Source organism: Mesorhizobium sp. AR07 (assembly GCF_024746815.1).
Lineage (GTDB): Bacteria > Pseudomonadota > Alphaproteobacteria > Rhizobiales > Rhizobiaceae > Mesorhizobium.
Map to the genome: position 1 here is coordinate 4,854,198 of NZ_CP080525.1, position 26,612 is coordinate 4,880,809.

At 64.4% G+C, this 26,612-nt stretch carries 24 protein-coding genes; 18 read left to right on the plus strand and 6 right to left on the minus strand.

The window, feature by feature from the left end; genetic code table 11:
- Window positions 1–2: 2 nt before the first annotated feature.
- The 6 genes from hisA (at window position 3) to BPNPMPFG_RS24515 (ending at window position 4,006) form a co-directional block, all read left to right on the plus strand.
- A complete protein-coding gene (hisA, locus tag BPNPMPFG_RS24490; RefSeq protein WP_258591203.1) occupies window positions 3–752 on the plus strand; it encodes a 1-(5-phosphoribosyl)-5-[(5-phosphoribosylamino)methylideneamino]imidazole-4-carboxamide isomerase in 750 nt (249 codons plus the stop codon).
- Entirely contained in the window at window positions 749–1,585 is an 837-nt protein-coding gene (locus tag BPNPMPFG_RS24495; protein ID WP_258591204.1) for an arginase family protein, read from the plus strand. The genes hisA and BPNPMPFG_RS24495 overlap by 4 nt, the downstream gene beginning before the upstream one ends.
- Window positions 1,585–2,376 (plus strand): imidazole glycerol phosphate synthase subunit HisF, encoded by a 792-nt coding sequence (gene hisF, locus BPNPMPFG_RS24500; RefSeq protein ID WP_413776804.1) that lies wholly within the window; start codon window positions 1,585–1,587, stop codon window positions 2,374–2,376. The genes BPNPMPFG_RS24495 and hisF overlap by 1 nt, the downstream gene beginning before the upstream one ends.
- A 34-nt stretch (window positions 2,377–2,410) precedes the next feature.
- Entirely contained in the window at window positions 2,411–2,734 is a 324-nt protein-coding gene (locus BPNPMPFG_RS24505) for a phosphoribosyl-ATP diphosphatase (RefSeq protein WP_258591206.1), read from the plus strand.
- Between the two features lie 24 nt (window positions 2,735–2,758).
- Complete coding sequence (gene coaA, locus BPNPMPFG_RS24510) at window positions 2,759–3,718, plus strand: type I pantothenate kinase (RefSeq protein ID WP_258591207.1); 960 nt, start codon at window positions 2,759–2,761, stop codon at window positions 3,716–3,718.
- A 75-nt stretch (window positions 3,719–3,793) separates the two neighbouring features.
- Window positions 3,794–4,006, plus strand: a complete 213-nt coding sequence (locus BPNPMPFG_RS24515; protein WP_258591208.1) for a glycosyltransferase family protein — start codon at window positions 3,794–3,796, stop codon at window positions 4,004–4,006.
- Window positions 4,007–4,046: 40 nt separating this feature from the next.
- On the opposite strand, the gene BPNPMPFG_RS24520 is transcribed toward BPNPMPFG_RS24515, so the two are convergent.
- Window positions 4,047–4,610 carry a hypothetical protein gene (locus tag BPNPMPFG_RS24520; protein WP_258591209.1) on the minus strand — a complete coding sequence of 188 codons (564 nt, stop codon included), beginning with the start codon at window positions 4,608–4,610 and terminating at the stop codon, window positions 4,047–4,049.
- A 15-nt stretch (window positions 4,611–4,625) separates the two neighbouring features.
- Here BPNPMPFG_RS24520 and BPNPMPFG_RS24525 point away from each other — a divergent pair, with 15 nt between their 5' ends.
- On the plus strand, window positions 4,626–5,573 hold the full coding sequence (locus tag BPNPMPFG_RS24525; protein WP_258591210.1) for a hypothetical protein: 948 nt from the start codon (window positions 4,626–4,628) through the stop codon (window positions 5,571–5,573).
- 139 nt (window positions 5,574–5,712) lie between these two features.
- Here BPNPMPFG_RS24525 and BPNPMPFG_RS24530 read toward each other — a convergent pair whose 3' ends face one another.
- The 4 genes from BPNPMPFG_RS24530 to BPNPMPFG_RS24545 form a co-directional block, all read right to left on the minus strand.
- Window positions 5,713–6,336, minus strand: coding sequence for an alpha-ketoglutarate-dependent dioxygenase AlkB family protein (locus tag BPNPMPFG_RS24530; RefSeq protein WP_258596901.1), 624 nt, complete (start codon window positions 6,334–6,336; stop codon window positions 5,713–5,715).
- A gap of 104 nt (window positions 6,337–6,440) precedes the next feature.
- Window positions 6,441–6,911, minus strand: coding sequence for a peptidoglycan-binding protein LysM (gene lysM / locus BPNPMPFG_RS24535; RefSeq protein WP_258591211.1), 471 nt, complete (start codon window positions 6,909–6,911; stop codon window positions 6,441–6,443).
- Between the two features lie 87 nt (window positions 6,912–6,998).
- Entirely contained in the window at window positions 6,999–7,436 is a 438-nt protein-coding gene (gene arfB / locus BPNPMPFG_RS24540) for an alternative ribosome rescue aminoacyl-tRNA hydrolase ArfB (RefSeq protein ID WP_258591212.1), read from the minus strand.
- A gap of 86 nt (window positions 7,437–7,522) precedes the next feature.
- Window positions 7,523–9,133, minus strand: a complete 1,611-nt coding sequence (locus BPNPMPFG_RS24545) for a phosphoenolpyruvate carboxykinase (protein WP_258591213.1) — start codon at window positions 9,131–9,133, stop codon at window positions 7,523–7,525.
- Between the two features lie 343 nt (window positions 9,134–9,476).
- On the opposite strand from BPNPMPFG_RS24545, the gene BPNPMPFG_RS24550 reads away from it, so the two are divergent.
- From BPNPMPFG_RS24550 to BPNPMPFG_RS24560, 3 genes are read left to right on the plus strand one after another with little or no spacing between them, the layout of a single operon-like run.
- On the plus strand, window positions 9,477–10,178 hold the full coding sequence (locus tag BPNPMPFG_RS24550; protein WP_013528337.1) for a response regulator transcription factor: 702 nt from the start codon (window positions 9,477–9,479) through the stop codon (window positions 10,176–10,178).
- A gap of 21 nt (window positions 10,179–10,199) precedes the next feature.
- Window positions 10,200–11,984: a sensor histidine kinase gene (locus BPNPMPFG_RS24555; protein ID WP_319945953.1), complete on the plus strand. Its 1,785-nt coding sequence runs from the start codon at window positions 10,200–10,202 to the stop codon at window positions 11,982–11,984.
- Window positions 11,981–12,448, plus strand: coding sequence for an HPr kinase/phosphorylase (locus BPNPMPFG_RS24560; RefSeq protein ID WP_258591215.1), 468 nt, complete (start codon window positions 11,981–11,983; stop codon window positions 12,446–12,448). The genes BPNPMPFG_RS24555 and BPNPMPFG_RS24560 overlap by 4 nt, the downstream gene beginning before the upstream one ends.
- A 5-nt stretch (window positions 12,449–12,453) precedes the next feature.
- On the opposite strand, the gene BPNPMPFG_RS24565 is transcribed toward BPNPMPFG_RS24560, so the two are convergent.
- Entirely contained in the window at window positions 12,454–12,666 is a 213-nt protein-coding gene (locus BPNPMPFG_RS24565) for a hypothetical protein (protein WP_258597096.1), read from the minus strand.
- On the opposite strand from BPNPMPFG_RS24565, the gene BPNPMPFG_RS24570 reads away from it, so the two are divergent.
- The 8 genes from BPNPMPFG_RS24570 (at window position 12,613) to addA (ending at window position 26,538) form a co-directional block, all read left to right on the plus strand.
- On the plus strand, window positions 12,613–13,014 hold the full coding sequence (locus BPNPMPFG_RS24570; RefSeq protein WP_056589309.1) for a PTS sugar transporter subunit IIA: 402 nt from the start codon (window positions 12,613–12,615) through the stop codon (window positions 13,012–13,014). The two genes, BPNPMPFG_RS24565 and BPNPMPFG_RS24570, sit on opposite strands and share 54 nt — an antisense overlap.
- Entirely contained in the window at window positions 13,011–13,322 is a 312-nt protein-coding gene (locus tag BPNPMPFG_RS24575; RefSeq protein ID WP_258591216.1) for an HPr family phosphocarrier protein, read from the plus strand. The genes BPNPMPFG_RS24570 and BPNPMPFG_RS24575 overlap by 4 nt, the downstream gene beginning before the upstream one ends.
- A gap of 181 nt (window positions 13,323–13,503) precedes the next feature.
- A complete protein-coding gene (ahcY, locus tag BPNPMPFG_RS24580; protein WP_258591217.1) occupies window positions 13,504–14,904 on the plus strand; it encodes an adenosylhomocysteinase in 1,401 nt (466 codons plus the stop codon).
- A 199-nt stretch (window positions 14,905–15,103) separates the two neighbouring features.
- Window positions 15,104–17,659 (plus strand): sensor histidine kinase, encoded by a 2,556-nt coding sequence (locus BPNPMPFG_RS24585; RefSeq protein ID WP_258591218.1) that lies wholly within the window; start codon window positions 15,104–15,106, stop codon window positions 17,657–17,659.
- Between the two features lie 8 nt (window positions 17,660–17,667).
- Window positions 17,668–19,179 (plus strand): tRNA (adenosine(37)-N6)-threonylcarbamoyltransferase complex ATPase subunit type 1 TsaE, encoded by a 1,512-nt coding sequence (tsaE, locus tag BPNPMPFG_RS24590; RefSeq protein ID WP_258591219.1) that lies wholly within the window; start codon window positions 17,668–17,670, stop codon window positions 19,177–19,179.
- Window positions 19,176–19,904, plus strand: coding sequence for a nucleotidyltransferase family protein (locus BPNPMPFG_RS24595; protein WP_258591220.1), 729 nt, complete (start codon window positions 19,176–19,178; stop codon window positions 19,902–19,904). Before tsaE ends, BPNPMPFG_RS24595 begins: the two co-directional genes overlap by 4 nt.
- The gene (gene addB, locus BPNPMPFG_RS24600; protein ID WP_258591221.1) at window positions 19,901–23,035 is read left to right on the plus strand and encodes a double-strand break repair protein AddB; all 3,135 of its coding nucleotides are present in this window, start codon (window positions 19,901–19,903) and stop codon (window positions 23,033–23,035) included. The genes BPNPMPFG_RS24595 and addB overlap by 4 nt, the downstream gene beginning before the upstream one ends.
- Window positions 23,032–26,538 carry a double-strand break repair helicase AddA gene (gene addA, locus BPNPMPFG_RS24605; RefSeq protein WP_258591222.1) on the plus strand — a complete coding sequence of 1,169 codons (3,507 nt, stop codon included), beginning with the start codon at window positions 23,032–23,034 and terminating at the stop codon, window positions 26,536–26,538. The genes addB and addA overlap by 4 nt, the downstream gene beginning before the upstream one ends.
- The last annotated feature ends 74 nt before the right edge of the window (window positions 26,539–26,612 follow it).

Here is a 26,612-nt window from a genome sequence, read left to right on the forward strand (position 1 = left end):
GGATGATCCTGTTTCCAGCCATCGATCTCAAGGACGGCCAATGCGTGCGCCTGAAGCACGGCGACATGGCGACCGCGACCATCTACAATGACGACCCGGCGGCCCAGGCCAAAGCCTTCGAGCAGCAGGGCTTCGAATGGCTGCATGTCGTCGACCTTAACGGCGCCTTCCAGGGCCAGAGCGTCAACAGCGCGGCGGTCGGCGCCATCCTCAAAGCAACGAAGAACCCGGTCCAGCTCGGCGGTGGCATCCGCACCCTGCCGCAGATCGAGGACTGGCTCGATCGGGGGCTGGCCCGTGTCATCCTCGGCACGGTGGCGGTGCGTGACCCCGATCTGGTCAAGCAGGCCTGCAAGGCATTTCCGGGCAAGGTCGCCGTCGGCATCGACGCCAAGGGCGGCAAGGTCGCGGTCGAAGGCTGGGCCGAGGCATCGAGCCTCGGCGTCATCGAACTGGCGAAGAAATTCGAGGGCGCCGGCGTCGCCGCCATCATCTACACCGACATCGACCGCGACGGGGTGCTGACCGGCATCAACTGGGACGCCACCATCAGTCTCGCCGATGCCGTGTCTATTCCCGTCATCGCGTCCGGTGGCCTCGCCTCGATCGCCGATATCGTGCGCATGACCATGCCCGATGCGCAAAAGCTCGAAGGCGCGATCTCCGGCCGGGCGCTCTATGACGGTCGCATCGATCCGGCCGAGGCGCTGGCGATCCTGCGGGGCCGGCCGGCGAAGGAGACGCGGCCGTGAAGATCTCCATCATCCTGGCCTCCTATGACAGCGGCCACTACCATGGCGGCATGGGACAGGGCCCGGACGCGCTGATATCAGGCGGGCTCGTCGAAGCCTTGACCATGGCCGGTCACGACGTCGCGGTCGAGGACATCGGCAAGGTCGAAGACGACCAGGAGCGCGAGATCGCCACCGGCTTCGCCGTCTGCAACGCGGTCGCGGCCGAGGTTCGCCTGGCTTGCGACAGGGGCCGGTTTCCCATCGTGCTGGCCGGAAATTGCCTGACCAGCGCCGGCGCGGTCGCTGGCGAAGATGCCGATGCAATCATCTGGGCCGACCAGCATGGCGACCTCAACACGCCCGAGACATCCGTATATGGCTTTCTCGACGGCATGGCGCTGGCGACGGTGCTTGGCCTGTGCTGGCGGCCGATGGCGGCGGCCATTCCCGGCTTCCAGCCGATCGATCCGTCGCGTTGTGTGCTGGTCAACGCACGCGATCTCGATCCGGCGGAAAAAGAACTGCTCAAGACCTTGCCGGTGATCCGGACGGAATGTCCCGGGGTTGGCCAGGCGACCGAAAGACTGAAGGTCGCCGGCGCCGAACGGGTGCACATGCATCTCGATCTGGACGTACACGATCCCAAGGAATTGCAGGCCAACCGCTACGTCCGCCAAGGTGGGCCGAACCCGGAACAGTTGCGCGACGCGGCTTGCGCCATGGCGCTTGCGGTGCCGGTCGTCGGCATCACCGTTTCCGCCTACGATCCGGCCTTCGATGCGCAGGCCGATGTCCCGCCGCTGGTCGGCCAGTTGCTCAACGATCTCATCGCCACGATTGAGGGAAGGTGATGCTGAAGGCCCGCGTCATTCCCTGTCTCGATGTCAAGAACGGCCGTGTCGTCAAGGGCGTCAATTTCGTCGATCTCGTCGACGCCGGCGATCCGGTCGAAGCGGCAAAGGCCTATGACGCGGCCGGTGCCGACGAGCTTTGCTTCCTCGACATCACCGCTTCATCGGACAATCGCGAGACCATCTTCGATGTCGTTGCCCGCACCGCCGAACAATGCTTCATGCCGCTGACCGTCGGCGGCGGCGTGCGCCAGGTCGCCGACATCCGGAAGCTGCTGCTGGCCGGCGCCGACAAGGTGTCGATCAACACGGCGGCGGTAAAGAACCCGGATTTCGTCGCCGAGGCAGCCGACAAGTTCGGCAACCAGTGCATCGTCGTCGCCATCGACGCCAAGAAAGTGTCCGGCGCCGGCGAGGCCGACCGCTGGGAGATATTCACCCATGGCGGACGTGAGAAGACCGGCATCGACGCGGTCGAATTTGCTCGGCGGATGGTCGATCGCGGCGCCGGCGAGATCCTGTTGACCTCTATGGACCGTGACGGCACCAAGGCCGGCTATGACATCGCGCTCACCCGCGCGATATCAGATGCCGTGCGCGCGCCGGTCATCGCGTCCGGCGGCGTCGGCACGCTCGATCACATGGTCGAGGGCATTCGCGATGGCCATGCCGGTGCGGTGCTCGCGGCTTCCATCTTCCATTTCGGCACCTACACGATAGGGCAGGCCAAGGCGTATATGGCCAAGGCCGGCCTGCCGATGCGGCTGGACTCGTCCGCGGATCGGCCCTAGAGGCTTTCCGGCTAAGAAAAAGGCTCTTGGCGCCATGGCTGAGTTTTCGCTTTCCGATCTGGAAAAAATCGTCAGGGAACGCGCCCATTCCGGTGACCCGGAGTCGTGGACGGCCAAGCTGTTCGCGCGTGGCATCGACAAGGCGGCGCAAAAGCTCGGCGAAGAGGCGATCGAGACTGTCATTGCCGCGGTCAAGGGCGACAAACAGGGTCTCGTTTCGGAAAGTGCCGATCTTATATATCATTGGCTCGTCGTTCTCGGCATCTCAGGGATTCCGCTGAGCGATGTGCTTAGGGAACTCGAAGGTCGCACAGGGCGTTCGGGCATTGCCGAGAAGGCGTCACGGCCCCAGGGCTGACCGCGAGGGAGGGCAGGTATCTCGATGGATCAGCTCGCGCCAACCGAGAAATATTCCCCCTTTCGTTTCTTTTCCGCCGAGCAATGGTCGCAATTCCGCGCCGACACGCCACTGACGCTGAGCGCGGACGAATTCCGCCGCTTGCGGTCGCTCAACGACCCGGTCGACCTCGAAGAGGTCAAGCGCATCTATCTGTCGCTGTCGCGGCTTTTGTCCGCTCATGTCGAAGCGAGCCAGCTGCTGTTCAGGCAACGCCAGGCCTTCTTCAACGCGGTGGACGTGGTCAAGACACCGTTCATCATCGGCATTGCCGGCTCCGTCGCGGTCGGCAAATCGACCACCGCGCGCGTGTTGAAGGAGCTGCTTGCGCGCTGGCCGTCGAGCCCCAAGGTCGATCTCATCACCACCGACGGTTTCCTGCTGCCCAACGAGGTTCTGCGCCGCGACAATTTGATGGAACGCAAGGGCTTCCCCGACAGCTACGATGTCGGCGCGCTGCTGCGCTTCCTGTCGGGCATCAAGTCGGCGCAGCGCAATGTCCGCGCGCCGCTCTATTCGCACCTGACCTATGACGTCATTCCCGGCGAATTCGTCACCATCGACCGGCCAGATATCCTGATCTTCGAAGGCATCAATGTCCTGCAGCCGGGCAAGCTGCCGCAGGACGGCAAGATCGTGCCCTTCCTGTCGGACTTCTTCGACTTCGCCATCTATATCGATGCCGACGAGAAGCTGATCCACCAGTGGTACACCGCCCGTTTCATGCGGCTGCGCGAGACCGCCTTCCGCAATCCGGATTCCTTCTTCCACCGCTATTCGCAACTCTCGGAGGATTCGGCCCGCGCCATCGCCGAAGGCCTGTGGACCAACATCAACCTGAAGAATTTGCGCGAGAACATCCTGCCGACGCGGGCCCGCGCCGACCTCATCCTGCGCAAGGGCGCCGACCATCTGATCGAGGAAGTGGCGCTGAGAAAGCTGTGACGACGCGGTTAACGGCACCTTAGGCAATCCCGACTAGCTTGCGACGCTAATTCCAGCAGGTGTCGGGAGCAGCCTGTGATCAATGCGGACAGTGTCGCAGGTCGAGAGACCCCGGTTTATTCTCCGGTTATTCCGATCCTCAACGAGAAAGCAGGACGTCCACCGCTCATCCGGCGGATTGTGACACTGCTCGACACGCTGGACGCATCCGCGGAAACCGTTCTTGTCGACGACGGCAGCAGCAACACCAGCGTCATCCACGGGCGCCGGGTTTTCCGTGGTGTCTAGTTCGCAATCCATCGACGGGTTGCCGGCAGGCGAAGGTCGCTCATTGCGCTTCGCCAAGCTGAATGCCGTTCCATTGCTGCTGGCTTGCATGATCATAGCGTACGCGACCTGGCTCTCGACCGCCGCGATATTGACCAATGTCGATGTGTCCTGGCTTCTGATCGTCTGTGATCGGCTGCTTGGGGGAGAACGACTGAATACGGATATGATCGAAGTCAATCCACCCTTCTCCATCTGGCTCTATATGCCGTTCATGGTGTTGGAGAAACTCACTGGCATACGCGCGGAACTCTGGCTGACGCTGGGTGTCATCTGCCTCGGTGTGGCCAGCTTGGTTCTTTCCGCTCGAACTCTCGCAAGCGTCGACCCGGTCTACCGGCGGCCCGGCGCTCTTTGGACGGCAGCGGGCGCGCTGTTCCTGATCCTGTGTTTCCTGCCGGATCAATTCGGCCAGCGCGAACATTTCGCGCTGATCGCCATCCTGCCTTGGCTGGCGCTGCAATGTGCACGGCAACGCATGCCGGACTTCATCGCCGGGACGCCTGTCCAGCGCATCATGGCGGGATTGGGAGCCGGCGTTGTGGTCCTGACAAAGCCGCCGCATTTTGCGCTGGCCTTGATGCTGCCGTCGCTGTGGCTTGCGTTCGAACGGCGGTCCCTGAAACCATTCTTCGTCGCGGAAAATCTCCTCGGTGCCGCGATCGTTGCCGTCTACGTCGCCTCCATAGCAATCTTCGATAACGCCTATTTCAGCGAGATTCTGCCCTTCGTCAGGGACGTGTATTTGCCCATGCGTGTTCCGTTGATGGACAATCTGGCGAATTGGCCAAGGATCGTGCTGCTGCTGGCGGTCGCAACCGTGATCGCAGCGGGCGGACTGCGGACCACGCATTGGGATACGAAGATTCTGCTGGCGACCGCTCTCGGCTTTGTTCCTGCGTTCCTGGTGATGGGCAAGGGCTGGCCAAACCACGCGCTTCCAATGGTCGTTGTCGCGATGTTGGCATTTGGCGTCGAACTGTTGCGGTTCGGCAAGCTCCGCGACGCCGGCACCGTTCGCAAAGCCGCGCTGATCTTCGGCTGCGCGCTCGTGCTGCAAATGACGATCAGGGCACAACACGCGGCGCTGACGGCGGACAGCGGACCCGTCGAGCGGTCTGCCGCCGCGATCCGCGGCACGGTGGAAAACCCTACGATCGTGTCGATCGCGGGTCAGATGCAGGTTGCCCATCCCCTCACCAGGCTGGTCGGCGGCAGGTACATATCACGCTACCCAGGCGCCTGGGCGGTATCCTATGCGGAAATACTCGCCCGCGGCACCGACGATCCGGTACAGAGGCGGAAGCTGGAAGGCATCCGCGATCGGATCATTGGTGAAGATGCCATCGAGATCCTGGCGGAAAAGCCCGATATCGTGCTGTCGGGCTGGGAAACCGACCCTTCTTGGAACGCCTTGATGCTGAGGGACAAGAGGATCGCGGCGGCCTTGAACGACTATCGGGTGCTGCATACCGAACCGGAAATCACCGTCTATGTGCGCGACAACGGAGCACTCGTGAAGCCGTGACGACGCCACGTCGATTGGCTGTTTTCTTGCATTTCGTTAATGCATGCCGCCGAAAAGTGGCCCCGGTTTTGGGACAACGACATGCATAAAAACAAAGACTTAAAGCGCGTCGCCTGGATCCATTTCAATGCGACGCGCTTTAATCGCAGCCGGCTCGCGTCACCCGCCGCAGCGTCAGATTGATGCGGCCGCCATTCCTCAACAGCGCCGAGGTCGAGGGGTAGATGCGGTCGACCCCGTGGAAGCAAAGACGCCCCTCGCCGCCAAGCACCACGACGTCGCCGCTTTTCAGCCGGAACGACTTCGTGCCGCCCTCGCGCGTCGTCTGGCCGACCCGAAACAGGCAATCGTCACCCAGCGAAACGGAGACCACCGGCGCCGAAAAGTCAGCCTCGTCGCGGTCCTGGTGCAGGCCCATTTTTGCTTCCGGCGTATAGAAATTGATCAGGCACGCTTCCGGCGGATGCGGATAGCCCGACACTTGCCGCCACAGATCGAGCAGCCCGTCCGGAATTGGTGGCCATGGCATTCCGGTCACCGGGTGCGTCGGCTGATAGCGGTAGCCGTGCTCCTTGTCGGTGACCCAGCCGAGCGGACCGCAATTGGTCATGCGCACACTCATCTCCTTGCCGGTGCGCGGCATGGCCGGGACGAACAGCGGCGCTTGCTGCACGATACTTCTCACCGCCTCGACCAGCGCTTCCTGCACGCTGCGTGACAGGTAGGCCGGCATGTGGCGGACGCCTTTGGGCAGCACGAGCATGAGGTCGGTCACTTGATCCGTTTCGTCGGGAGCCAAGCATTACACCGCCAAATGAAAACGGCGACCCGAAAGCCGCCGTTCTTGGCAAATTGGCAGGCGCCCGATCAGGCGGGGTCTGGAATTCGCAGCACCTGGTCCGGATAGATCTTGTCGGGATGGGTCAGCATCGGCTTGTTGGCCTCGAAGATGACCGTGTTCTTGGCGCCCTGGCCCTTGCCATAGCTCTTCTCGGCGATCTTCCAGAGATTGTCACCCTTCTGGACGGTATAGAAGGTGGGTTCTTTGGCCGGGCTTGCTGCCTTGCCGGCGTCCGGCGCGACCTGCAATTCATCCGCCTGCACTTTGGACACGCCGAGCGTGTTGCCGACGGCGATGACCGCCTTTTCGAAGATAGACTGGTCCTTGACCACGCCTTTCAACACCGCCGTATCGCCCTTGACGACGACCTCGACGCCATCGGTGCCGAGCTTGTGCGAATCGAGCTCCTTCTTGAGTGTGTCGGCCGTGGGGGCGGCGTCCTCGCCGCCGATGCCCAGTTTCTTGCCGACGCTCTTGACGAAATCGAACATGCCCATCTTTGGTCTCCCTTGCTGTGGCAACGGTGGAACCTTGCATCTGCGGTGCGAAATGGGAAGCCGTTTTGCGCGCGATTGGTGTGGTGCTTAATCGTTTTCCACCCGGCCGCGCAGTTTCTTGATCGTGCCGCGTCCGGCCTTGCTCTTCAGTCGCCGCTCCACTGACCCTTTCGACGGCCGCGTCTTCTTGCGCGGCGGCGGCGGCGGTTCGGCGGCCTTGGCGACCAGAGCGGTGAGCCTTGCCCGTGCGTCCGCCCGGTTCTGTTCCTGTGTGCGGAAGCGGCCGGCCTCGATGACGATGACACCGTCCTTGGTGGCACGCTGGCCGGCAAGCTTGATCGTCCGTTCGCGCACCCGCTCCGACAGGCCCGTCGCATTTTGCGCGTCGAAGCGCAGCTGCACCGCCGTCGCCACCTTGTTGACGTTCTGGCCGCCAGGCCCGGACGAGCGGATGAAGTCCTCGTGCAGGTCGCCCGGGTGGATCACCGCATCGTCGGCAATGATGATGTTGTCGTCGCTGGCCATGCCGCAGTCATGGCGTGGCGGATCAAAAAAGGAAAGGCCCGATCGAGACCGGGCCTTTCAGGGCTGGGCTGCAGGCGATGTCGCGACTACTCGGCGGCTTCCTGCATGCGTGGCGCGGCGCCCAGAACAGTGGCGTCGACATGGGTTTCGAACTTCTCGAAATTGTCGATGAACATGCCGACCAGCCTTGCCGCCTGCCGGTCATAGCCGGTCTTGTCGGCCCAGGTCGACCGCGGATCGAGAATGGCGCTGTCGACGCCCGGGACAGCCACCGGCACCTCGAAACCGAAATGCGGGTCGGTGCGGAACCCGGCCGTCTTCAGCGAGCCGTCGAGTGCCGCCGCAAGCAGCGCCCGCGTTGCCTTGATCGGCATCCGCTTGCCGGTGCCGTAGGCGCCGCCGGTCCAGCCAGTGTTGACCAGCCAGCAATCGGCGTCGTGGCGGGCAATCAGCTCGCGCAGCAGATTGCCGTATTCCGAGGGATGGCGCGGCATGAACGGCGCGCCGAAACAGGTCGAAAACGTCGCCTCGGGCTCGGTCACGCCCTTTTCGGTTCCGGCCACCTTGGCCGTGTAGCCGGACAGGAAATGATACATCGCCTGCGCCGGGGTCAGCCGCGCGATCGGCGGCATCACGCCGAAGGCATCGGCGGTCAGCATGATGATGTTCCTGGGATGATTAGCGCGTCCCGTCTTGCTGGCGTTGGGGATGAAGTCGAGCGGGTAGGCGCAGCGCGTGTTTTCGGTGAGCCTTCCGTCGTTGAAATCCGGCACGCCATCCGCGTCGAGCACGACATTTTCCAGCACCGTGCCGAAGCGCTGCGTGGTTGCGAAGATTTCCGGTTCGGCTTCCGCCGACAGCTTGATCGTCTTGGCGTAGCAGCCGCCTTCGAAATTGAAGATGCCGTGCGGTCCCCAGCCATGCTCGTCATCGCCGATCAGCGTGCGCGACGGATCGGCCGACAGTGTCGTCTTGCCGGTTCCCGACAGTCCGAAGAAGATGGCGGCGTCGCCGGCCGGCCCTTCATTGGCCGAGCAATGCATCGGCATGACGCCCTTCGCCGGCAACAGATAGTTGAGCATGGTGAACACCGACTTCTTCATCTCGCCGGCATAGGAGGTGCCGCCGATCAGCACGATCTTGCGCGAGAGATCGACGGCGATCACCGTTTCTGTGCGGCTGCCGTGGCGGACGGGATCGGCGCGGAACGACGGCAGGTCGATAATCGTCATGTCGGGCACGAACTGCCCGAGCGCGGCGGCATCGGGACGAATGAGCAGATTGCGGATGAACAGCGAGTGCCAGGCGAGTTCGGTGATCACCCTGGTCGGCAGCTTCAGCTCCGCATCGGCGCCGCCGACCAGATCCTGCACGTAAAGATCCTTGTCCGCGGCATGCGCCGTGAAATCGGCAAGCAGCGTCTCGAACTGGGCCGGCGAGATCGCCTTGTTGTTGTCCCACCAGACATGCGGCTCGGAGGCGCCGTCGCGCACGACGAACTTGTCCTTGGGCGAGCGGCCGGTGTGCTGGCCGGTCTCGGCAACCAGCGCGCCATGTGCGGTCAGCCGGGCTTCGCCACGCCGGATCGATTCCTCGTAAAGGGCCGCCGCACCGAAATTATAGCGCACCACGCCGGTGGTTTTCAGGCCGATATGATCGATCGCGCAAGCAGGATTGCGTTTGCCGACTTCCGACATTGGTGTCCCTTCTTGGGTTTGACGCATCTTTGCCGGCACGTTTCCGGCATGCCCACTACGCAGGCTGAGATCGTCAGAACCAGAAAAGCCAAATGATATCAAATCATTAATCGATTTAAAAATTTTGAAAGTTGTTTAAATCGTTTATATGTGCAAAAAGTTTGGCGGTTGCCCAAAGGATTGGCGGTGTTCGTTCGTCCAATCCATATCGGGGTAGGATTGTGGCCGCCGGCATGCCGCGCGTGACAGCGGACAAGGCCTATGCCACATTTTGTACCTAATTTGTCCTGCAAAAGCCCCTTCTCTACGAAAGAAGGGACAGCTCATGAGGGAGCCGCTTGAAATGGCAACAATCGCGCTTGTCGATGACGACCGCAACATTCTGACATCGGTATCGATCGCCCTCGAATCCGAGGGGTATCGCGTCGAGACCTACACGGATGGTGCGTCGGCGCTGGAAGGGCTGGCGGCGCGCCCGCCGAATCTTGCCATCCTCGACATCAAGATGCCGCGCATGGACGGCATGGAGCTGCTGCGCCGGATGCGCCAGAAATCCGACCTTCCGGTGATCTTCCTGACGTCCAAGGACGACGAGATCGACGAGTTGTTCGGCCTCAAGATGGGCGCCGACGATTTCATCCGCAAACCGTTCTCGCAGCGTCTGCTGGTCGAACGGGTGCGCGCCGTGCTGCGCCGCGCCAGTGCCCGCGAGGCCGCGGCAAAGACGCCCAGCCAGCAGGCCCGTTCGCTCGAACGCGGCCAGCTTGTCATGGACCAGGAGCGTCATACCTGCACCTGGAAGGGCGAGCCGGTGACGCTGACCGTCACCGAATTCCTGATCCTGCATTCGCTGGCACAGCGTCCCGGTGTGGTAAAAAGCCGTGATGCGCTGATGGATTCGGCCTATGATGAACAGGTCTATGTCGACGACCGCACCATCGACAGCCACATCAAGCGGCTGCGCAAGAAGTTCAAGGCCGTCGACGACGACTTCGAGATGATCGAAACCCTTTACGGAGTCGGATACCGGTTCCGCGAAGCGTAAGTCAGCAGGGACTGCTAGTCGATGGCAGTGGAAGCACAGCGAAGCAGACCGGCGGGCGCCTCCAGGCGGCCGTCGCGCATCATGCCGTCATTCGTGTCGAAAATCACGGTGCCGATGCGCCGCTTCCTCGGCCATCATATCTTTTCCAGCCTGACACGGCGCATCCTCTTCCTCAATCTCGCCGGGCTGGCCGTCCTGGTCACCGGCATCCTCTATCTCAACACCTTCCGCGACGGGCTGATCGACGCCCGCGTCGAAAGCCTGATGACCCAGGGCGAGATCATCGCCGGCGCCATCGCCGCGTCGGCGACGGTCGAGACGGACTCGATCAGCATCGATCCCGAAAAGCTGCTGGAGCTGCAGGCCGGAGAAAGCCTCGGGCCGGGCTCCGACCAGCTCGACAATCTCGACTTCCCGATCAACCCGGAGCGCGTAGCGCCGGTGCTGAGAAGGCTGATCTCGCCGACCCGGACGCGCGCCCGCATCTATGACCGCGACGCCAATCTGCTGCTCGATTCGCGCCATCTCTATTCGCGCGGCCAGATCCTGCGCTACGACCTGCCGCCGGTCGAAGAGGAAGAGCCCGATCTGGTCGAGCGCATCCAGAAGTTCGTCTTCGATTTCTTCCGCAACACCGAACTGCCGGTCTACCACGAACAGCCGGGAGGCAATGGCGCCACGTTCCCGGAAGTGGTCAAGGCACTCACCGGCAGCCCGTCGACCATCGTGCGCATCTCCGAACAGGGCGAGCAGATCGTTTCGGTGGCGGTGCCGATCCAGCGCTTCCGCGCCGTCCTGGGCGTGCTGATGCTGTCGACCGAGGGTGGCGACATCGACAAGATCGTCGCCGCCGAGCGCAAGGCGATCCTGCGCGTGTTCGGCATCGCGGCCCTCGTCACCGCCATCCTGTCGATGCTGCTGGCCTCCACCATCGCCAACCCGTTGCGCCGGCTGTCGGCGGCGGCGGTGAGGGTGCGGCGCGGCGTCAAGAGCCGTGAGGAAATCCCCGACTTTTCCGATCGCCAGGACGAGATCGGCAATCTGTCGATCGCCATACGCGACATGACCAACGCGCTCTACGCTCGCATCGAGGCGATCGAAAGCTTTGCCGCCGATGTGTCGCACGAATTGAAGAACCCGCTGACCTCGCTGCGCAGCGCAGTGGAAACCTTGCCGCTGGCCAAGAACGACAATTCGCGCAACCGGCTGATGGACATCATCCAGCACGACGTCAGGCGGCTGGATCGTCTCATCACCGACATTTCCGATGCCTCCCGTCTTGATGCCGAGCTGGCGCGCGAAGATGCAGGCACGGTCGACCTGAAGAAATTCATCACCGATCTCGTCGCCGTTTCGCGCGAAGCCACCCGCAACAAGAAGGCGGTCGAGATCGAATTCAAGGTCGCCAAACTGCCGCAGGGCGTCAAGGGCTACGTGGTCGTCGGCCATGATCTGCGCATCGGTCAGGTCATCACCAACCTGATCGAGAACGCCCGCTCCTTCGTTCCCGAAGAGCATGGCCATATCAGCCTGTCGTTGGCGCGCGCCGGCAAGTTCAACATCGTCACCGTCGACGACAACGGTCCCGGTATCCGCGCCGACAACATCGACCGCATCTTCGAACGCTTCTACACCGACCGGCCGGCCGGCGAGGCCTTCGGCCAGAATTCGGGCCTTGGCCTGTCGATATCGAGGCAGATCGTCGAGGCCCATGGCGGCACCCTGACCGCCGAGAACATCCCCGGCACCAAGCCCGGCGAGATCAAAGGCGCGCGCTTTGTCGTGACATTGCCGGCCGAAGCATGATCGGGACTGATCCGGTTGTGCAGCCTGAGAACATTCATGCCACGGCGATCCTGATCGGCGAGCGCGGCATTCTCGTCACTGGTGCATCCGGTTCGGGCAAGACGACGCTGGCGCTGGCGCTCATCGACCATTGTCGCCAGCGTGGATTGTTCTCGCGGCTCATCGGTGACGATCAGCTCTTTGTCGAGGCGCATGCGGGCCGGTTGCTGTGCCGCGCTCCCGCCACCATCGCCGGCCTCGTCGAGGTGCCCGGGCTCGGACCCCGACCTCTGCCGTTCGAGCCGGCCGGCATCGTCGATCTGCATGTCCGCCTGATGCCGTCTGGTGAAACGGCGCGCTTTCAGGAGGACGCCGGCAGCAGCATCGCCGGCTGTCAGGTGCCGCGCATCGATGTCGCCGAACGCAATATCGTTGCCGCCTTGCCGGTCGTGATGGCGCGGTTGTCGATCGCGCCTTTTCTGTGATCCGCTCAAGATTTTTTGCTGCAATGCGTCAAAATGGCATGGGCCGGCGCAATTTGGGGCTTGTCAACCGGCCGCGCGTCGACAAGATAGCGCTCCCGCCGCCTGGAATGGCTGGCGAGCATAAAATGCGCCTGTGAAGCGGCGATGACGGGAGCCACCAAAGAATGATCGGACTCGTGCTTGTAACGCACGGTCAACTGGCCGCCGAGTTTCGACATGCCGTGGAACATGTCGTCGGGCCACAAGACAATTTCGAAACCGTGGCGATCGGCGCCGACGACGATATGGAGCAGCGTCGCCGCGATATCGTCGATGCCGTCGCCCGTGTCGATACCGGGACGGGCGTCATCGTGCTGACCGACATGTTCGGCGGCACGCCCTCCAACCTTGCCATTTCGGTGATGGAGTCCGGTCGCACCGAAGTCATCGCCGGCATGAACCTGCCGATGCTGATCAAGCTCTCCTCGATCCGCAAGGGCGACAACATGGCGGCGGCACTCGACGAGGCGCAGGCGGCCGGCCGCAAATACATCAATGTCGCCAGTCAGCTTTTGAGCAGCAAATGAACGCGCTGTCCCCGGAAAAAGACCAGATCGCCAAAGATCCGATCATCAGGGACTTTCCCATCATCAACCAGCGCGGCCTGCACGCGCGCGCCTCGGCGAAGTTCGTCCAGCTGGCCAGCGGTTTCGACGCCTCGGTGCATGTCGAGAAGGACGGCGTCAAGGTCGGCGGAACCTCGATCATGGGCCTGATGATGCTGGCGGCAAGCCCCGGCTACTCGATCCGTGTCACCGCCAGCGGGCCGGAAGCGCTGCAGGTCATCGACGCGCTGGAGCAACTGGTGGCGTCCCGCTTCGGCGAGGAAAGCTGATCTTCGCGCGGGAGCGAGGAAGCTCTTCGAGACATGCACGGATAAAGATTTCTTTATATCCCATTGTCGTTCCGGCACCGATCTGCTAGTCAGGCCGGCAATTCGCGCCTTCGACGCGCCCACCGGCGCGGGCGCATCCGCAACCAATTCGCAGCACAACAATTCGCATCGGAGCACTGCCATGACGGGTAGCAAGGACTATGTGGTCGCCGACATCTCGCTTGCCGGCTGGGGCCGCAAGGAAATCGAGATCGCCGAAACCGAAATGCCGGGCCTGATGGCCTGCCGCGAGGAATTCGGCGACAAGAAGCCGCTCAAGGGCGCGCGCATCACCGGCTCGCTGCACATGACCATCCAGACGGCGGTGCTGATCGAGACGCTGAAGGTGCTCGGCGCCGATATCCGCTGGGCCTCCTGCAACATCTTCTCGACCCAGGACCATGCGGCCGCGGCCATCGCCGAAGCCGGCATCCCGGTGTTCGCGGTCAAGGGCGAGTCGCTCGAGCAGTACTGGGACTACACCGACAGGATCTTCCAGTGGGCCGACGGCGGCACCTCCAACATGATCCTCGATGATGGCGGCGACGCCACCATGTACATCCTGATCGGCGCCCGCGCCGAGGCCGGCGAGGACGTGCTGTCCAATCCGCTGAGCGAGGAAGAGGAATACTTCTACGCCCAGGTCAAGAAGCGCCTGAAGGCTTCGCCAGGCTTCTTCACCAAGCAGAAGGCGGCGATCCGCGGCGTCACCGAAGAGACCACGACCGGCGTCAACCGGCTTTACCAGCTGCAGAAGAAGGGCCTGCTGCCCTTCCCCGCCATCAACGTCAACGACTCGGTCACCAAGTCGAAGTTCGACAACAAATATGGCTGCAAGGAATCGCTGGTCGACGGCATCCGTCGCGGCACCGACACGATGATGGCCGGCAAGGTCGCGGTCGTCTGCGGCTATGGCGACGTCGGCAAGGGCTCGTCGGCCTCGCTCAAGGGCGCCGGCGCCCGCGTCAAGGTCACCGAGGTCGATCCGATCTGCGCCCTGCAGGCGGCGATGGACGGTTTTGAAGTCGTCACGCTGGAAGACGCGGCACCGACCGCCGACATCGTCATCACCACCACCGGCAACAAGGATGTCGTCACCCTCGACCACATGCGCTCGATGAAGGACATGGTGATCGTCGGCAACATCGGTCACTTCGACAACGAGATCCAGGTGGCTTCGCTGCGCAACCTGAAATGGACCAACGTCAAGCCGCAGGTCGACATGATCACCTTCCCGGACGGCAAGCGGATGATCCTGCTGTCGGAAGGCCGCCTGCTCAATCTCGGCAACGCCACCGGTCATCCGAGCTTCGTCATGTCGGCGTCGTTCACCAACCAGGTGCTGGCCCAGATCGAGCTGTACACCAAGCCCGGCCAGTACGAGAATCAGGTCTATGTCCTGCCCAAGCATCTCGATGAAAAGGTCGCGCGCCTGCATCTCGACAAGCTCGGCGCCCGTCTGACCGAACTGTCCGGCGAGCAGGCCGCCTATATCGGCGTCACCCAGCAGGGACCGTTCAAGCCGGAACACTACCGCTATTAACCAAAGCTAAAATTGCTACCAGATATTGACGCCGGGCGATTGACTTTTCGCCCGGCTTTATTTTTGCGCGCTATCGCCTTCACGGCGATTCGGCGAGGGTTTATTGTCAGGTGATTCGCGACGCTTCCGGCCCGAGAGGGGATCGAGAGAGGCACGCATCAGGGCGGTCTTGCATTCAGGCGGCGGAGAGGACCAAGACATGCCGGGGCAACACCCGCACGGAGCGGGACGGGCCGTTTCCGGCGGCCATGACGATTCGGGGACCATCGGTTCCGCCTTGCAAGGCGGGAGACCTTCTTGGCGTGCCCGTGCAGGACTGTTCCTTGCCACCTCCGCGCTTGCCGGCCCCTTGTTCGGTGCGGTCGCGCATGCCGAAGCCGTTGCTGTGGCGGCGTCAGGCTTTTCGATGAGCGCGGTCGACGTCATGCAGCTTGCCGTGTTTGTCGGCGTGACCGGCACCGCACTTTTGTCGGCCATCGTTCTTATCCGCGAAAGAACCCGTACCTCGGCGGAAAACGTCGAACTCAGGGGCCGCATCGCCGACATCAACGCGGCGCTGCGCCGCTCCGAGGCGCTGCTCAATCTGCGCGACCAGCGCGTCGTCGTCTGGGCCGCGGAAAACAAGAAGCCCGAACTGATCGGCACATTGCCGGTCGAAAGCGGCGCTCCCGAGGATCGGGCCGCTTTCCTCGCCTTCGGCCGTTGGCTGATGCCGCGCTCGGCGGCGGCGCTCGAACATGCCGTCGCGGGGTTGCGCGAAAAGGGGAAATCCTTCGACCTCGTCATCGAATCGCAAGCCGGCGCACCGGTCGAAGTGCATGGCCGCAAGAGCGCAGCACACGTGCTCGTGCGTTTCGTCTCGCTTTCGGAGACACAACGCAGCCAGGCCAGGCTGAAGATCGAGAACCAGCGGCTGGCCGCCGACCATGACACGATGATCGGCCTGCTCGACGCGCTGAAGATGCCGGCATGGCTGCGCAGCGAGGACGGTCGGTTGAAGTGGGTCAACCGGGCCTATGCCGATGCGGTCGAGGCCGACAATGCCGAAACCGCCGTTCGTGAGGCGAAGGAGTTCCTGGGCGGCCAGGCGCGCGACGCGATCTCTGCCCAGCACAAGACGCATCCGGTCTTCGAGCAGTCGCTTTCCACCGTGATCGAAGGCGATCGCCGCGTGTTCGCGGTGACCGATTTCGCCGGCGCGGATGGCGCGGCCGGCCTTGCCTGCGACACCAGCGCCATCGAGGCCGTTCGCGGCGAATACGAGCGGACGGTGCGGAGCCACGCCGACACGCTCGACCAGCTCAACACGGCGGTCGCCATTTTCGACACCGACGAGAAGCTGCGCTTCTTCAACCAGGCCTTCCAGAAACTATGGGGTCTCGACAGCGGCTTCCTGCACAGCGCTCCCGACAATGCCCTGCTGCTCGACCGGCTGCGCAGCGAAGGCAAGATCGCCGAGCAGCCTGAATGGCGCCGCTGGAAGGAAGGCCTGCTCGGCGCCTATCGCGCCGTCGAATCGCAGGAACATTGGTGGCATCTGCCGGATGGCAAGACCATCCGCGTCGTCGCCAATCCGCAGCCCAAGGGCGGCGTGACCTGGGTGTTCGAGAACCTGACCGAGAAGATGGACTTGGAAAGCCGCTACCAGACCGCGGTGCGGGTCCAGGGCGAGACGCTCGACAATCTTGCCGAGGGCGTGGCGGTGTTCGGCCCTGACGGCAAGCTTCGGCTGTCGAACCCTGCCTTTGCCAAACTCTGGGGGTTGAGCACCGAGGCCACCAAGCCAAATGTGCACGTGTCCACCATCCGTGACCTTTGCGACCGGCAAGCCGTCGACAGCCCCTGGCCAGGCTTCGTGGCCGCCATCACGGGGTTCGATGACGAACGCCGCGACCGCCACGGCCAGGCCGAACTCAACAACGGCAATGTGCTGAGCTACGCCATCATCCCGCTGCCCAATGGGCAGGTGATGATGACCTTCGTCGACGTCACCGACAGCGTCCATGTCGAGCGGGCGCTGAAGGACAAGAACGAGGCACTGCAAAGATCCGACCAGCTCAAGAACGAATTCGTCCAGCACGTCTCCTATGAACTGCGCTCGCCGCTGACCAACATCATCGGCTTCACCGAACTGCTATCGCTGCCGACGACCGGCCCGTTGACGCAGAAGCAGCACGAATATGTCGAGCATGTCAGCTCGTCCTCCTCGGTCCTGCTCACCATCGTCAACGACATCCTCGACCTGGCGACGGTCGATGCCGGCATCATGCAGCTCGACATTTCCGAGGTGCGGGTCGACCGCACCATCGCCGCTGCCGCGGAACTGGTGGCCGACCGGCTGGAGGAGCATTCGATCAGGCTCGCGGTCGACGCTGCTGCCGCGCCGAAGACGTTTCACGGTGACGAAATCCGCGTCCGCCAGATCCTCTACAACCTGCTCAGCAACGCCGCCAACTACGCACCGGAAGCCAGCACCATCACGCTCGCCTGCCGGCAGCTGGCGGAAGGGGTGGAATTCTCGGTTCATGACGACGGCCCCGGCATGCCGCCGGACCTGCTCGATTCGGTGTTCCGCCGTTTTGAGCCGCGCGCCAATGGCGGCCGCCGGCGCGGCGCCGGCCTCGGCCTGTCGATCGTCAAGAGCTTTGTCGAGCTGCATGGCGGCAGCGTTCGCATCGAAACCGGCAAGGACAAGGGCACCACCGTGATCTGCACCTTTCCCGACATGCCGGGCATCCGCGCCGCGGCCGAGTAGCGCGCTCGATGACGGGATTGGTGTTGGAGCGTTTACTCGCCGACGAAACACAGACAGCACGGCTGGGCGAGGATCTCGCGCTGTCGCTGCGCCCAGGTGATGTGCTTGCCCTCAAGGGCGACCTCGGCGCCGGCAAGTCGACGCTGGCGCGGGCGTTGATCAGGGCCTTGGCAGAGGATGCGAGCCTCGACGTTCCGAGCCCGACCTTCACGCTGGTGCAGAGCTACGACGCCCGCATTCCGGTCCATCATTTCGATCTCTACCGCCTGTCCTCGGCGACTGAGATCGACGAGCTGGGTTTCGAGGAAGCGCTGGCGCAAGGTGCTGCCCTGGTCGAGTGGCCGGAACGGGCCGAGGCCTATCTGCCGAAAACGACGGTGCTGATCGAGCTTGTCCAGCATGGCGAGGGACGGCTGGCGCGGCTGTCGGGTGAGGGCGCAGCCTTCGATCGCGCGGCACGCTCACTGGCCATGCGCGACTTTCTCGAGCGCGCCGGCTGGGGCGAAGCGCGGTGCCGCCATTTCATCGGCGATGCCTCGGCACGCTCCTATGAGATCGTGTCGCTTGCCGGCCGGGAGCCGCAAGTGCTGATGAACTCGCCGCGACTGGTGCTTGGGCCGCCGGTTCGCGACGGCAGGCCCTATGCCGAGATCGCCCATACCGCGCAGTCGGTCTCGGCCTTCGTCGCCATCGACCGCGCTTTGAAGGCCGGTGGCGTCAGCGTTCCGGAAATCCATGCCGAGGACCAGGATCAGGGGTTCCTGCTGCTCGAACATCTTGGTTCCGAAGGATTTCTCGGCGCCGATGGCCAGCCGGTGGCCGGGCGCTACGCGGCGGCGGCCGAACTGCTGGCCATGATGCATGGCAGGGCCTGGCCGCGGCGCATGGCAACGGGACAGGGCGGCTTCCATGACGTGCCGCCTTTCGACCGCGATGCGATGATGATCGAAGCCGATCTGCTGGTCGATTGGTATGTGCCGGCGATCTCGGGTGGTCCGGCCAACGATGCCTTGCGCATGGGTTACCACCGGGAATGGAACGCGCTTCTCGACCGGCTGCACGGCCGCGAGTACACGCTGATGCTGCGCGATTTCCATTCGCCCAACATCATCTGGCGCGGCGACCGTGCCGGGCATGACCGGCTGGGCATCGTCGATTTCCAGGACGCGCTGATCGGCCCGTCAGCCTATGACGTCGCCTCGCTCGCCATGGATGCGCGCGTCACCATGTCGCCCGAGATCGAGAGAGGGACGCTTGATGCCTATATCGCGGCGCGTCACAAAGCCGGCAGCTTCGACGAAGCAAGCTTCCTGGAATCCTATGCAATCATGGCGGCGCAGCGCAATTCCAAGATCCTCGGCATCTTCGTCCGTCTCGAAAAACGCGACGGCAAGCCCTATTATCTGAAACACCTGCCGCGCATCCGCGACTATCTGCGCCGGGCGCTGTCCCATCCTGCCCTGGCCAGCCTGCGGGATTTCTACGACACGCACGGTCTGCTGGAGGAACGTGTGCTGTGACGGCAAGACCGAATACTGCCATCGTGCTCGCCGCCGGGCTTGGCAAGCGCATGCGGCCGATCACCGACACCCTTCCCAAGCCGCTGGTCAAGGTCGCCGGCAAGACGTTGCTCGACTGGGGGCTCGACAGCCTGGCCGCCGCTGGTGTCGGCAAGGCGGTGGTCAACGTCCATTATCTTCCCCAACAGATCGTCGCTCATGTCGCCGCGCGCCACGCGCCACGCATCATCATTTCCGACGAGAGCAAACAACTGCTCGATTCCGCCGGCGGTATCGTCAAGGCATTGCCGGAACTGGGCGAGCAGCCCTTCTACATCCTCAACGCGGACACCTTCTGGATCGACGACGGTCCCCTCAATCTCGGCTGCCTTGCCCTTGCCTGGGACGCGGCGAAAATGGATATTCTGCTGATGCTGGCGGATCTCCATCAGGCGACCGGACACTGTGGCAGCACCGATTTCCTGGTGGCGCCGGATGGCGGCTTGCGGCGCTCTAAGGGCGATCCGGCGGGCCTGATCTATGCCGGGGCCGCGATCGTCCATCCGCGGCTGTTCGAGCATGCGCCCGCCCGGCCGCACTCGCTCAACGCCTATTTCGATACGGCCATTGCTGCCGGCCGGCTGTTCGGCATGCCGATGCACGGCCATTGGATCACCGTCGGTACGCCCGATGCCATTCCGCTCGCGGAAGCGGCGGTTGCCGACGCGCTAGCCGAGTTGAAATGAGCGGCTCAAGCCGCGTTTTTTCCATCCCCTCCGGAGCGCCGTTTCTGCCGACGCTTGCCGAGGCGCTGCTTGCCGGCCGTCTCGTTCCGTGGTTTCGGTTCGACGGCGATCCGCTTGCTCTGGCCGATGTCACCATCTACGTGCCGACGCGCCGTGCCGCGCGCGCCTTGCGCGGTGTCTTCGTCGACAGCCTCGCGGCGCGCGGCGGCGGCGGTTCGGCGATCCTGCCGGTCATCCGGCCGCTCGGCGAGTTCGACGAGGATGAGGCCGCTTTCGAGGCCGAGGCATCGGCGGCAATCGACCTTGCGCCGCCGATCGCGGCAACCGAACGCCTGTTGCTGCTGGCGCCGCTGGTGCGTGCCTGGAAACGCCGGCTGCCGGCGCATGTCGCCGCCCTGTTCGCCGAGGAAATCGTCATCCCGGCCTCCACCGCCGACGCGATCTGGCTGGCGCGCGATCTCGCCGGGCTCATGGATGAGATCGAGACGGAAGGCACGGACTGGGCCAAGCTCACCGACCTGGTGGAAGGAAATCTCGCCGGCTGGTGGCAGGTGACGCTCGAATTTCTCGGCATCGTCACCGACGCCTGGCCGAAATTCCTTGAAGAGCGCGATCGCTCCAACCCGGCCGCGCATCGCAGCGCGCTGATCCGCGCCGAGGCCGCGCGGTTGCAGCGCAATCCGCCTGCCGGGCCGGTCATTGCCGCGGGGTCTACCGGCTCGATACCCGCCACGGCCGAACTGCTTGCCGTGATTGCCGGCTTGCCCGGCGGCGCCATCGTGCTGCCCGGTCTCGACCGGACGCTGGACGAAGCGTCCTTCCAGGCAATCGCGACGCCCGGCGCGCGTCCGGCCGTGCTCGGCCACCCGCAATATGGCCTGGCAAAACTCATCGGCAAGATCGGCGTGCTGCGCGGCGATGTCGAGGAGATCGGCGCGGCCGAGCCGCAACTGGCGCTTCGCGCCGCCCTTGTCGGTGAAGCGCTGCGGCCGGCCGAGACCACCGAACTATGGGCCGAGACACGCGCCGGATTTTCGGCGCCCGACATCGCCGGCGCCTTCGCCGGCGTGACCCTGCTCGAAGCGGCCAGCGAACGCGACGAAGCGGTCGCGATCGCTGTCGCGCTCAAGCGTGCCGTTGAGCAAGCCGGCCAAAGGGCGGCCCTTGTCACCGGTGATCGCGCCCTGGCGCGGCGCGTCTCGGTCGAGCTCCAGCGCTTTGGCGTCGTCGCCGACGATTCCGGCGGCACGCCGCTCGCCAACACCCCGGCGGCCAGCCTGCTCAGGCTGACGCTCGAGGCTGTGTTCCGGCCGGGCGATCCGGTTGGCCTGCTGTCGCTGCTCAAACATCCGCTGCTTGGTCTCGGTCTCGAACGCGCTGAAGTGCGCCATGCGGCGGAGCTTGTCGAGCTGGTGGCGCTGCGCGGCGGCACCGGCCGGCCCGACATCGTTTCGCTACCGGAACTGTTCGAATCCCGCCTCATCGGCCTCGGCAGCGACAGCCGGCCGCCCTTCTGGTTTTCCCGTCTGACCGTGCGCTCCATCGAAAGCGCGCGGGATCTGCTCCAGCGTCTCACACAGGCGCTGGCGCCGCTCGCGGCGTTTGGCGGCCAGACGGACGCCGACCTTGCCGTGCTGGTCAGGGCCAGCATCGTGGCACTGGAAAATCTCGGTCGCGCCGCGGATGGCGGGCTTGGCGAACTCTATGCCGGCGACGCCGGCGAAAAGCTTGCCGAATTGCTGCGTGGGCTGGTCGCGGCTTCAGAATCGCTGTCCTTCGCCGCAAACGAATGGCCCGACGTGATGGCGGCACTGATCGCGCCTGAAACGGTCAAGCCGGCACAGGGCACCGACAGGAACATCGCCATCTGGGGCGCGCTGGAGGCGCGCTTGCAGGATGTCGACACGCTGGTCATCGGCGGGCTCAACGAGGGTGTGTGGCCGCGCAAGCCGGAGAGCGACCGTTTCATGTCGCGGCTGATGAAGACCGGCATCGATCTCGAACCGCCCGAACGGCGTATCGGCCTTGCCGCGCATGATTTCCAGATGGCCATGGGCGCGAGACAAGTGGTGCTGGCCCGCTCGGCGCGCGCCGGCGACGCACCCGCCGTGCCATCGCGCTGGCTGCAGCGCCTGCTGACCTTTATCGGCAAGGACCAGGCGACCGAACTGCGCCGGCGCGGCGACGAGTTGCTCGCCTGGGCACGCGCGCTCGATGCCGGCCCAAGGCAGGACTTCGCGCCGCGGCCGCAGCCGAAGCCGCCGCTGTCGGTGCGCCCAAGCCATTTCTCGGTCACCGAGATCGAGACCCTGCGCCGCGATCCCTATGCCGTCTATGCGAGGCGGATCCTTGGCCTGATGCCGCTCGATCCGGTGATCCGCGATCCCGGTGCCGCCGAGCGCGGCACGCTGTTCCACGCCATCCTGCATCTGTTCTCGGCGCGCGTGGCCGATCCGCGCGCGCCGGATGCGCTCGCCGGCCTCATCGCCGCCGGCCGCGCCTGTTTTGCCGAAGCGGCACTTCCGGCCGATGTCGAGGCGGTGTGGTGGCCGCGTTTCGAAAAGCTGGCCGCCAACATCATCGAGTGGGAGCGCACGCGCGCCGACGCGGTGGTACGGCGGCATGCCGAGGAGCGCGCCGGCAAGACGGTCGTCGGCCAGTCCGGCGTGACGCTGTCCGGGTACGCCGATCGCGTCGATCTGCTGGCCGGCGGCATGGCCGACATACTGGACTTCAAGACGGGCTCCTCGCCGTCCAAGGCGCAGGCGCACACGCTGCTTGCGCCGCAACTGGCGCTTGAGGGTGCTCTGCTCAGGCGCGGTGCCTTCAAGGATTTGGGCGCACGCGAACCCTCGCAACTGGCGTTCGTGCGGCTGAAGCCGAATGGCGAGGTGTTCGAGGAATCCATCCTCGAACACAATCGCCAGCCGAGGACCGCGACCGATCTTGCCGAAGAAGCCTGGGCGCGGCTGGAGAAGCTTCTGATCCACTACGCCGATCCGGCAACCTTCTATCTGTCGCGCGCGCTGCCGTTTCGCGAAGGCGAGACCGATGGCGACTACGACCATCTCGCCCGCGTGCTCGAATGGTCAGCCGGCGGCGATGCCGGTGACGAGGGAGGGGAGGCATGAAGAAGGCCTATCCCATCCCGAGCGATACCGCCTCCAGCCAGGCCCGCGCCGCCGATCCCCAGAACTCCGCCTGGGTGTCGGCCAATGCCGGCTCCGGCAAGACCCATGTGCTGGCCCAGCGCGTCATCCGACTGCTGCTGCGCGGCACAGATCCGTCGAAGATCCTGTGCCTGACCTATACGCGCGCCGCCGCCGCCAACATGTCGAACCGGGTGTTTTCGACACTGTCGGAATGGACGACGCTCGCTGACGCGGATCTGGCGGCAAGGGTCGAGGCGCTGGAAGGCCGCCGGCCAGACGGTGAGACCATGCGCCGGGCGCGGCGCTTGTTCGCCGAGGCGCTGGAAACGCCCGGCGGGCTGAAGATCCAGACCATCCACGCTTTCTGCGAATCGGTGCTCCACCAGTTCCCGCTGGAGGCCAACATCCCTGCCCATTTCGAGATGCTCGACGGCCAGATGGAGGCATCGCTTTTTGCCGCCGCGCGCCGCGAGATGATTTCCGCCGCCGGCGACGCGGATCTGGCCGAGGCGTTTGCCACCATCCTCGATCGCGGTGGCGAAGCCGGGCTCGACGCCTTGCTGGGCGAGATCGTGCGCAAGCGCGACGGCCTGCGCAATTTCATCGACGCAATCGGGGGCGACGGCACGCGGCTCCAGGCGCTGTTCGACGAATTCCATTTCCGCCCCGGCCAGACCGCCGATAGCATAGCGGCTTCGGTCTGGCCGTTGCCGGGCTTCCTGCCCGATTATTTTGCCGGCTTTGTTCATGCCGCCGATGCCACCGACGCCAGGACGGTGCTGAACAACATCCTGCCCTATGCGCGCCAGGCCTTCACCGAGGCCGATCCGGTTCGCCGTCTGCAACTGCTTGCGAGAGCCTTCCTCAAGACTGATGGCGATGCCTACGATCCGGCCAAGGCCTTCAAGAAGGCGCTCGTCGATCGACTGCCGGACCTGGCGGAACGCTATCTCTCGGCGGCCAATGCCATCGTCGAAACCGTCGACCGGCTGGCCTTGTTCCGGATGCTGGAAGGCACGCGCGCCGCGCTGACCGTCGCCGACTGGCTGATCGCCCGCTACGAAGTGCTGAAGCGCAGCCGCGGCTTTCTCGACTTCAATGACCTGATCACCCGCACGGTCAATCTCCTGGCGCGGCCCGATGCCGGCCCCTGGGTGCAATACAAGCTCGACCAGGGCATCGATCACATCCTGCTCGACGAAGCGCAGGACACCAGCCCGGATCAGTGGGAGGTGGTGAAGCGGCTGGCGGAAGAATTCTTTGCCGGCTTCGGCGCCCGCGACAGGACCCATCGCACGGTCTTTGCCGTCGGTGACGAGAAACAGTCGATCTATTCCTTTCAGGGCGCGGCCCCGGACTCCTTCGCCGACAGCCGGCTGTTGTTCGCGGGACGGGTGCGCGACGCCGAGGCGTCCTTCGCCGACCTCAAGCTGACCTGGTCGTTCCGCTCGACCGACGATGTCCTGGCCGCCGTCGACCGCGTCTTTGCCGATCCTATCGTGCGGCGCGGCATCAGCCACGATCCCGATCCGTTGAGCCACAAGGCGATCCGCACCGACGCGCCGGGCTATGTCGAAGTGTGGCCGTCGGTCGGCGCCGACGTCGTCGACGAGCCCGACGACTGGACGCAGGCCATCGACCATGCCCATGCGCCGGCGGTGCGCGTAGCCGAGAACGTCGCGGCGACCATTGCCGGCTGGATCGGCGCGGGCGAGATCATCGAAGGCCGTGGCAAGCGGCTGCGGCCCGGCGACGTGCTAGTGCTGGTGCGCAAGCGCGATCGCTTCGTCCACGCGCTGACCCGGGCGCTCAAACGCCGCGACATTCCGGTCGCCGGCGCTGACCGGCTGAGCCTGCCCGGCCATATCGCGGTCAAGGACCTGATCGCGCTCGGCCATCTGCTCATCCAGCCGCAGGACGATCTGTCGCTCGCCGCCGTCCTGCGCAGCCCGATCTTCGATCTGCCGGAGGAAGCGCTTTTCACGCTCGCGGCGCAGAGGCAGCCTGGTCTGTCGCTGATCGCATCGCTGCGCGCCCACGCCGGCGAAAGCGAGGCTTTGGCGCGGATCGTCGCCAAACTCGACAACTGGGCGAACGAGGCTGCTTTCAAGCCGGTGTTCGAGTTCTACGCCAGCCTGCTGGCACGCGATGGCGTGCGCCGGAGAATGATCGCGCGGCTCGGTCCCGAGGCCGGCGATATTCTCGACGAGTTCCTGAGTTTTTGCCTTGCCGAGGAGCGAACCGGCTTGCCGGGGCTGGAAGCCTTCCTGTCGACGCTGGAGAACGCCGGCCCCGAGATCAAGCGCGAGATGGACCAGACCCGCGACGAGGTTCGCGTCATGACCGTGCACGCCGCCAAGGGCCTGGAGGCGCCGGTCGTGTTCCTGGTCGATGGCGGTTCGGCGCCGTTCAGCGACCAGCATCTGCCAAGGTTGATGCCCTTCGATGGTTCGGGCTGGGGTGGCAAGGGCTATCTCTGGCGCTCGGCCAGCGATGTCGCCAACGGTTTTTCGAAGGCGGCGGCGGTCAGGGCGCGAGAACTCGCCGACGACGAATACCGCCGTCTGCTCTATGTCGGCATGACCCGCGCCGAGGACCGGCTGATCGTCTGCGGCTATCACGGCAAGCGGGCGCCGAATGCCGGCACCTGGCATTCGATCGTCAATCGCGCGCTGACCGATGCCCCCGAGAGCGAGGAGCGTCCGCACCCCGCCGGCGGAGGCCCGGTGCACCGCTTCCACGTCACAAGGCTGCCGCCCGTTGCACTGGTTTCCAGCGAGCAGGCACGTCAGGCGGACACTTTCGCGCCTTTGCCTGCGACCCTGTTCCGGCCCTTGCCGCCTTTCGAGGATTTGCCGCGTCCGCTGTCGCCATCCGGTGCCTCGGCGCTCATCGACGAAGGCAAGGAAGCGGTGGTCGACGAGCTTTCGCCGGTGCTTGATGCGGATGCCGAGCCCGGTTTTGCCGTGATGCGGGGGTTGGCCCTGCACAAATTGCTGCAGATGTTGCCCGGCATTGCCGAACCCGAGCGGCAGGCCGCAGCGGAACGCTATCTCGCGCGAACGGGCGCAGGCTGGCCTCAATCGGAACGGGAAAAGGCCTTGGCGTCGGTCGCCGCCATCCTTGCCGATCCCGGCCTCGGTCAACTGTTTGCGCCATCGTCGCGTGCCGAGGTCGCGATCATGGGCAGCCTGGAGGTCAAGGGCAAAAGGCGCTCGATTTCCGGCAAGATCGACCGGCTGGCCGTGACATCGGACACGGTCTCGATCGTCGACTACAAGACCAACCGGCCGGTGCCCGCCTCGTTGGCCGAGGTTCCGCCGGCCTATGTCCTGCAACTCGCGCTCTATCGCGCCCTGTTGCAGCCGCTTTACCCAGGCCGCGCGGTAAAGGCGGCCTTGCTGTTCACCGAGGCGCCGCGTCTGATCGAACTGCCGCCCGGCGTCATGGATGACGCCCTTGCTCGACTCACCGGAGCGTGACACAACACCTGCTTGAAGAAGGGCCTGATCACCACCACATTTGGTGCGACGAAAACTTTCGAAAGGATTTCCGC

Coding starts and splice junctions, on each gene's coding strand:
- BPNPMPFG_RS24570 (WP_056589309.1), top strand. CDS start 12,613: ATGATCGGACTCGTGCTTGTAACGCACGGTCAACTGGCCGCCGAGTTT.
- BPNPMPFG_RS24550 (WP_013528337.1), top strand. CDS start 9,477: ATGGCAACAATCGCGCTTGTCGATGACGACCGCAACATTCTGACATCG.
- BPNPMPFG_RS24565 (WP_258597096.1), bottom strand. CDS start 12,666: ATGTCGAAACTCGGCGGCCAGTTGACCGTGCGTTACAAGCACGAGTCC.
- hisA (WP_258591203.1), top strand. CDS start 3: ATGATCCTGTTTCCAGCCATCGATCTCAAGGACGGCCAATGCGTGCGC.
- BPNPMPFG_RS24505 (WP_258591206.1), top strand. CDS start 2,411: ATGGCTGAGTTTTCGCTTTCCGATCTGGAAAAAATCGTCAGGGAACGC.
- arfB (WP_258591212.1), bottom strand. CDS start 7,436: ATGGCCAGCGACGACAACATCATCATTGCCGACGATGCGGTGATCCAC.
- addA (WP_258591222.1), top strand. CDS start 23,032: ATGAAGAAGGCCTATCCCATCCCGAGCGATACCGCCTCCAGCCAGGCC.
- BPNPMPFG_RS24545 (WP_258591213.1), bottom strand. CDS start 9,133: ATGTCGGAAGTCGGCAAACGCAATCCTGCTTGCGCGATCGATCATATC.
- BPNPMPFG_RS24585 (WP_258591218.1), top strand. CDS start 15,104: ATGCCGGGGCAACACCCGCACGGAGCGGGACGGGCCGTTTCCGGCGGC.
- BPNPMPFG_RS24575 (WP_258591216.1), top strand. CDS start 13,011: ATGAACGCGCTGTCCCCGGAAAAAGACCAGATCGCCAAAGATCCGATC.
- hisF (WP_413776804.1), top strand. CDS start 1,585: ATGCTGAAGGCCCGCGTCATTCCCTGTCTCGATGTCAAGAACGGCCGT.
- coaA (WP_258591207.1), top strand. CDS start 2,759: ATGGATCAGCTCGCGCCAACCGAGAAATATTCCCCCTTTCGTTTCTTT.
- lysM (WP_258591211.1), bottom strand. CDS start 6,911: ATGGGCATGTTCGATTTCGTCAAGAGCGTCGGCAAGAAACTGGGCATC.
- tsaE (WP_258591219.1), top strand. CDS start 17,668: ATGACGGGATTGGTGTTGGAGCGTTTACTCGCCGACGAAACACAGACA.
- BPNPMPFG_RS24520 (WP_258591209.1), bottom strand. CDS start 4,610: ATGCGGCGGCTTTGTCAGGACCACAACGCCGGCTCCCAATCCCGCCAT.
- BPNPMPFG_RS24555 (WP_319945953.1), top strand. CDS start 10,200: ATGGCAGTGGAAGCACAGCGAAGCAGACCGGCGGGCGCCTCCAGGCGG.
- BPNPMPFG_RS24525 (WP_258591210.1), top strand. CDS start 4,626: ATGCTGCCGTCGCTGTGGCTTGCGTTCGAACGGCGGTCCCTGAAACCA.
- ahcY (WP_258591217.1), top strand. CDS start 13,504: ATGACGGGTAGCAAGGACTATGTGGTCGCCGACATCTCGCTTGCCGGC.
- BPNPMPFG_RS24530 (WP_258596901.1), bottom strand. CDS start 6,336: ATGCTCGTGCTGCCCAAAGGCGTCCGCCACATGCCGGCCTACCTGTCA.
- BPNPMPFG_RS24560 (WP_258591215.1), top strand. CDS start 11,981: ATGATCGGGACTGATCCGGTTGTGCAGCCTGAGAACATTCATGCCACG.
- addB (WP_258591221.1), top strand. CDS start 19,901: ATGAGCGGCTCAAGCCGCGTTTTTTCCATCCCCTCCGGAGCGCCGTTT.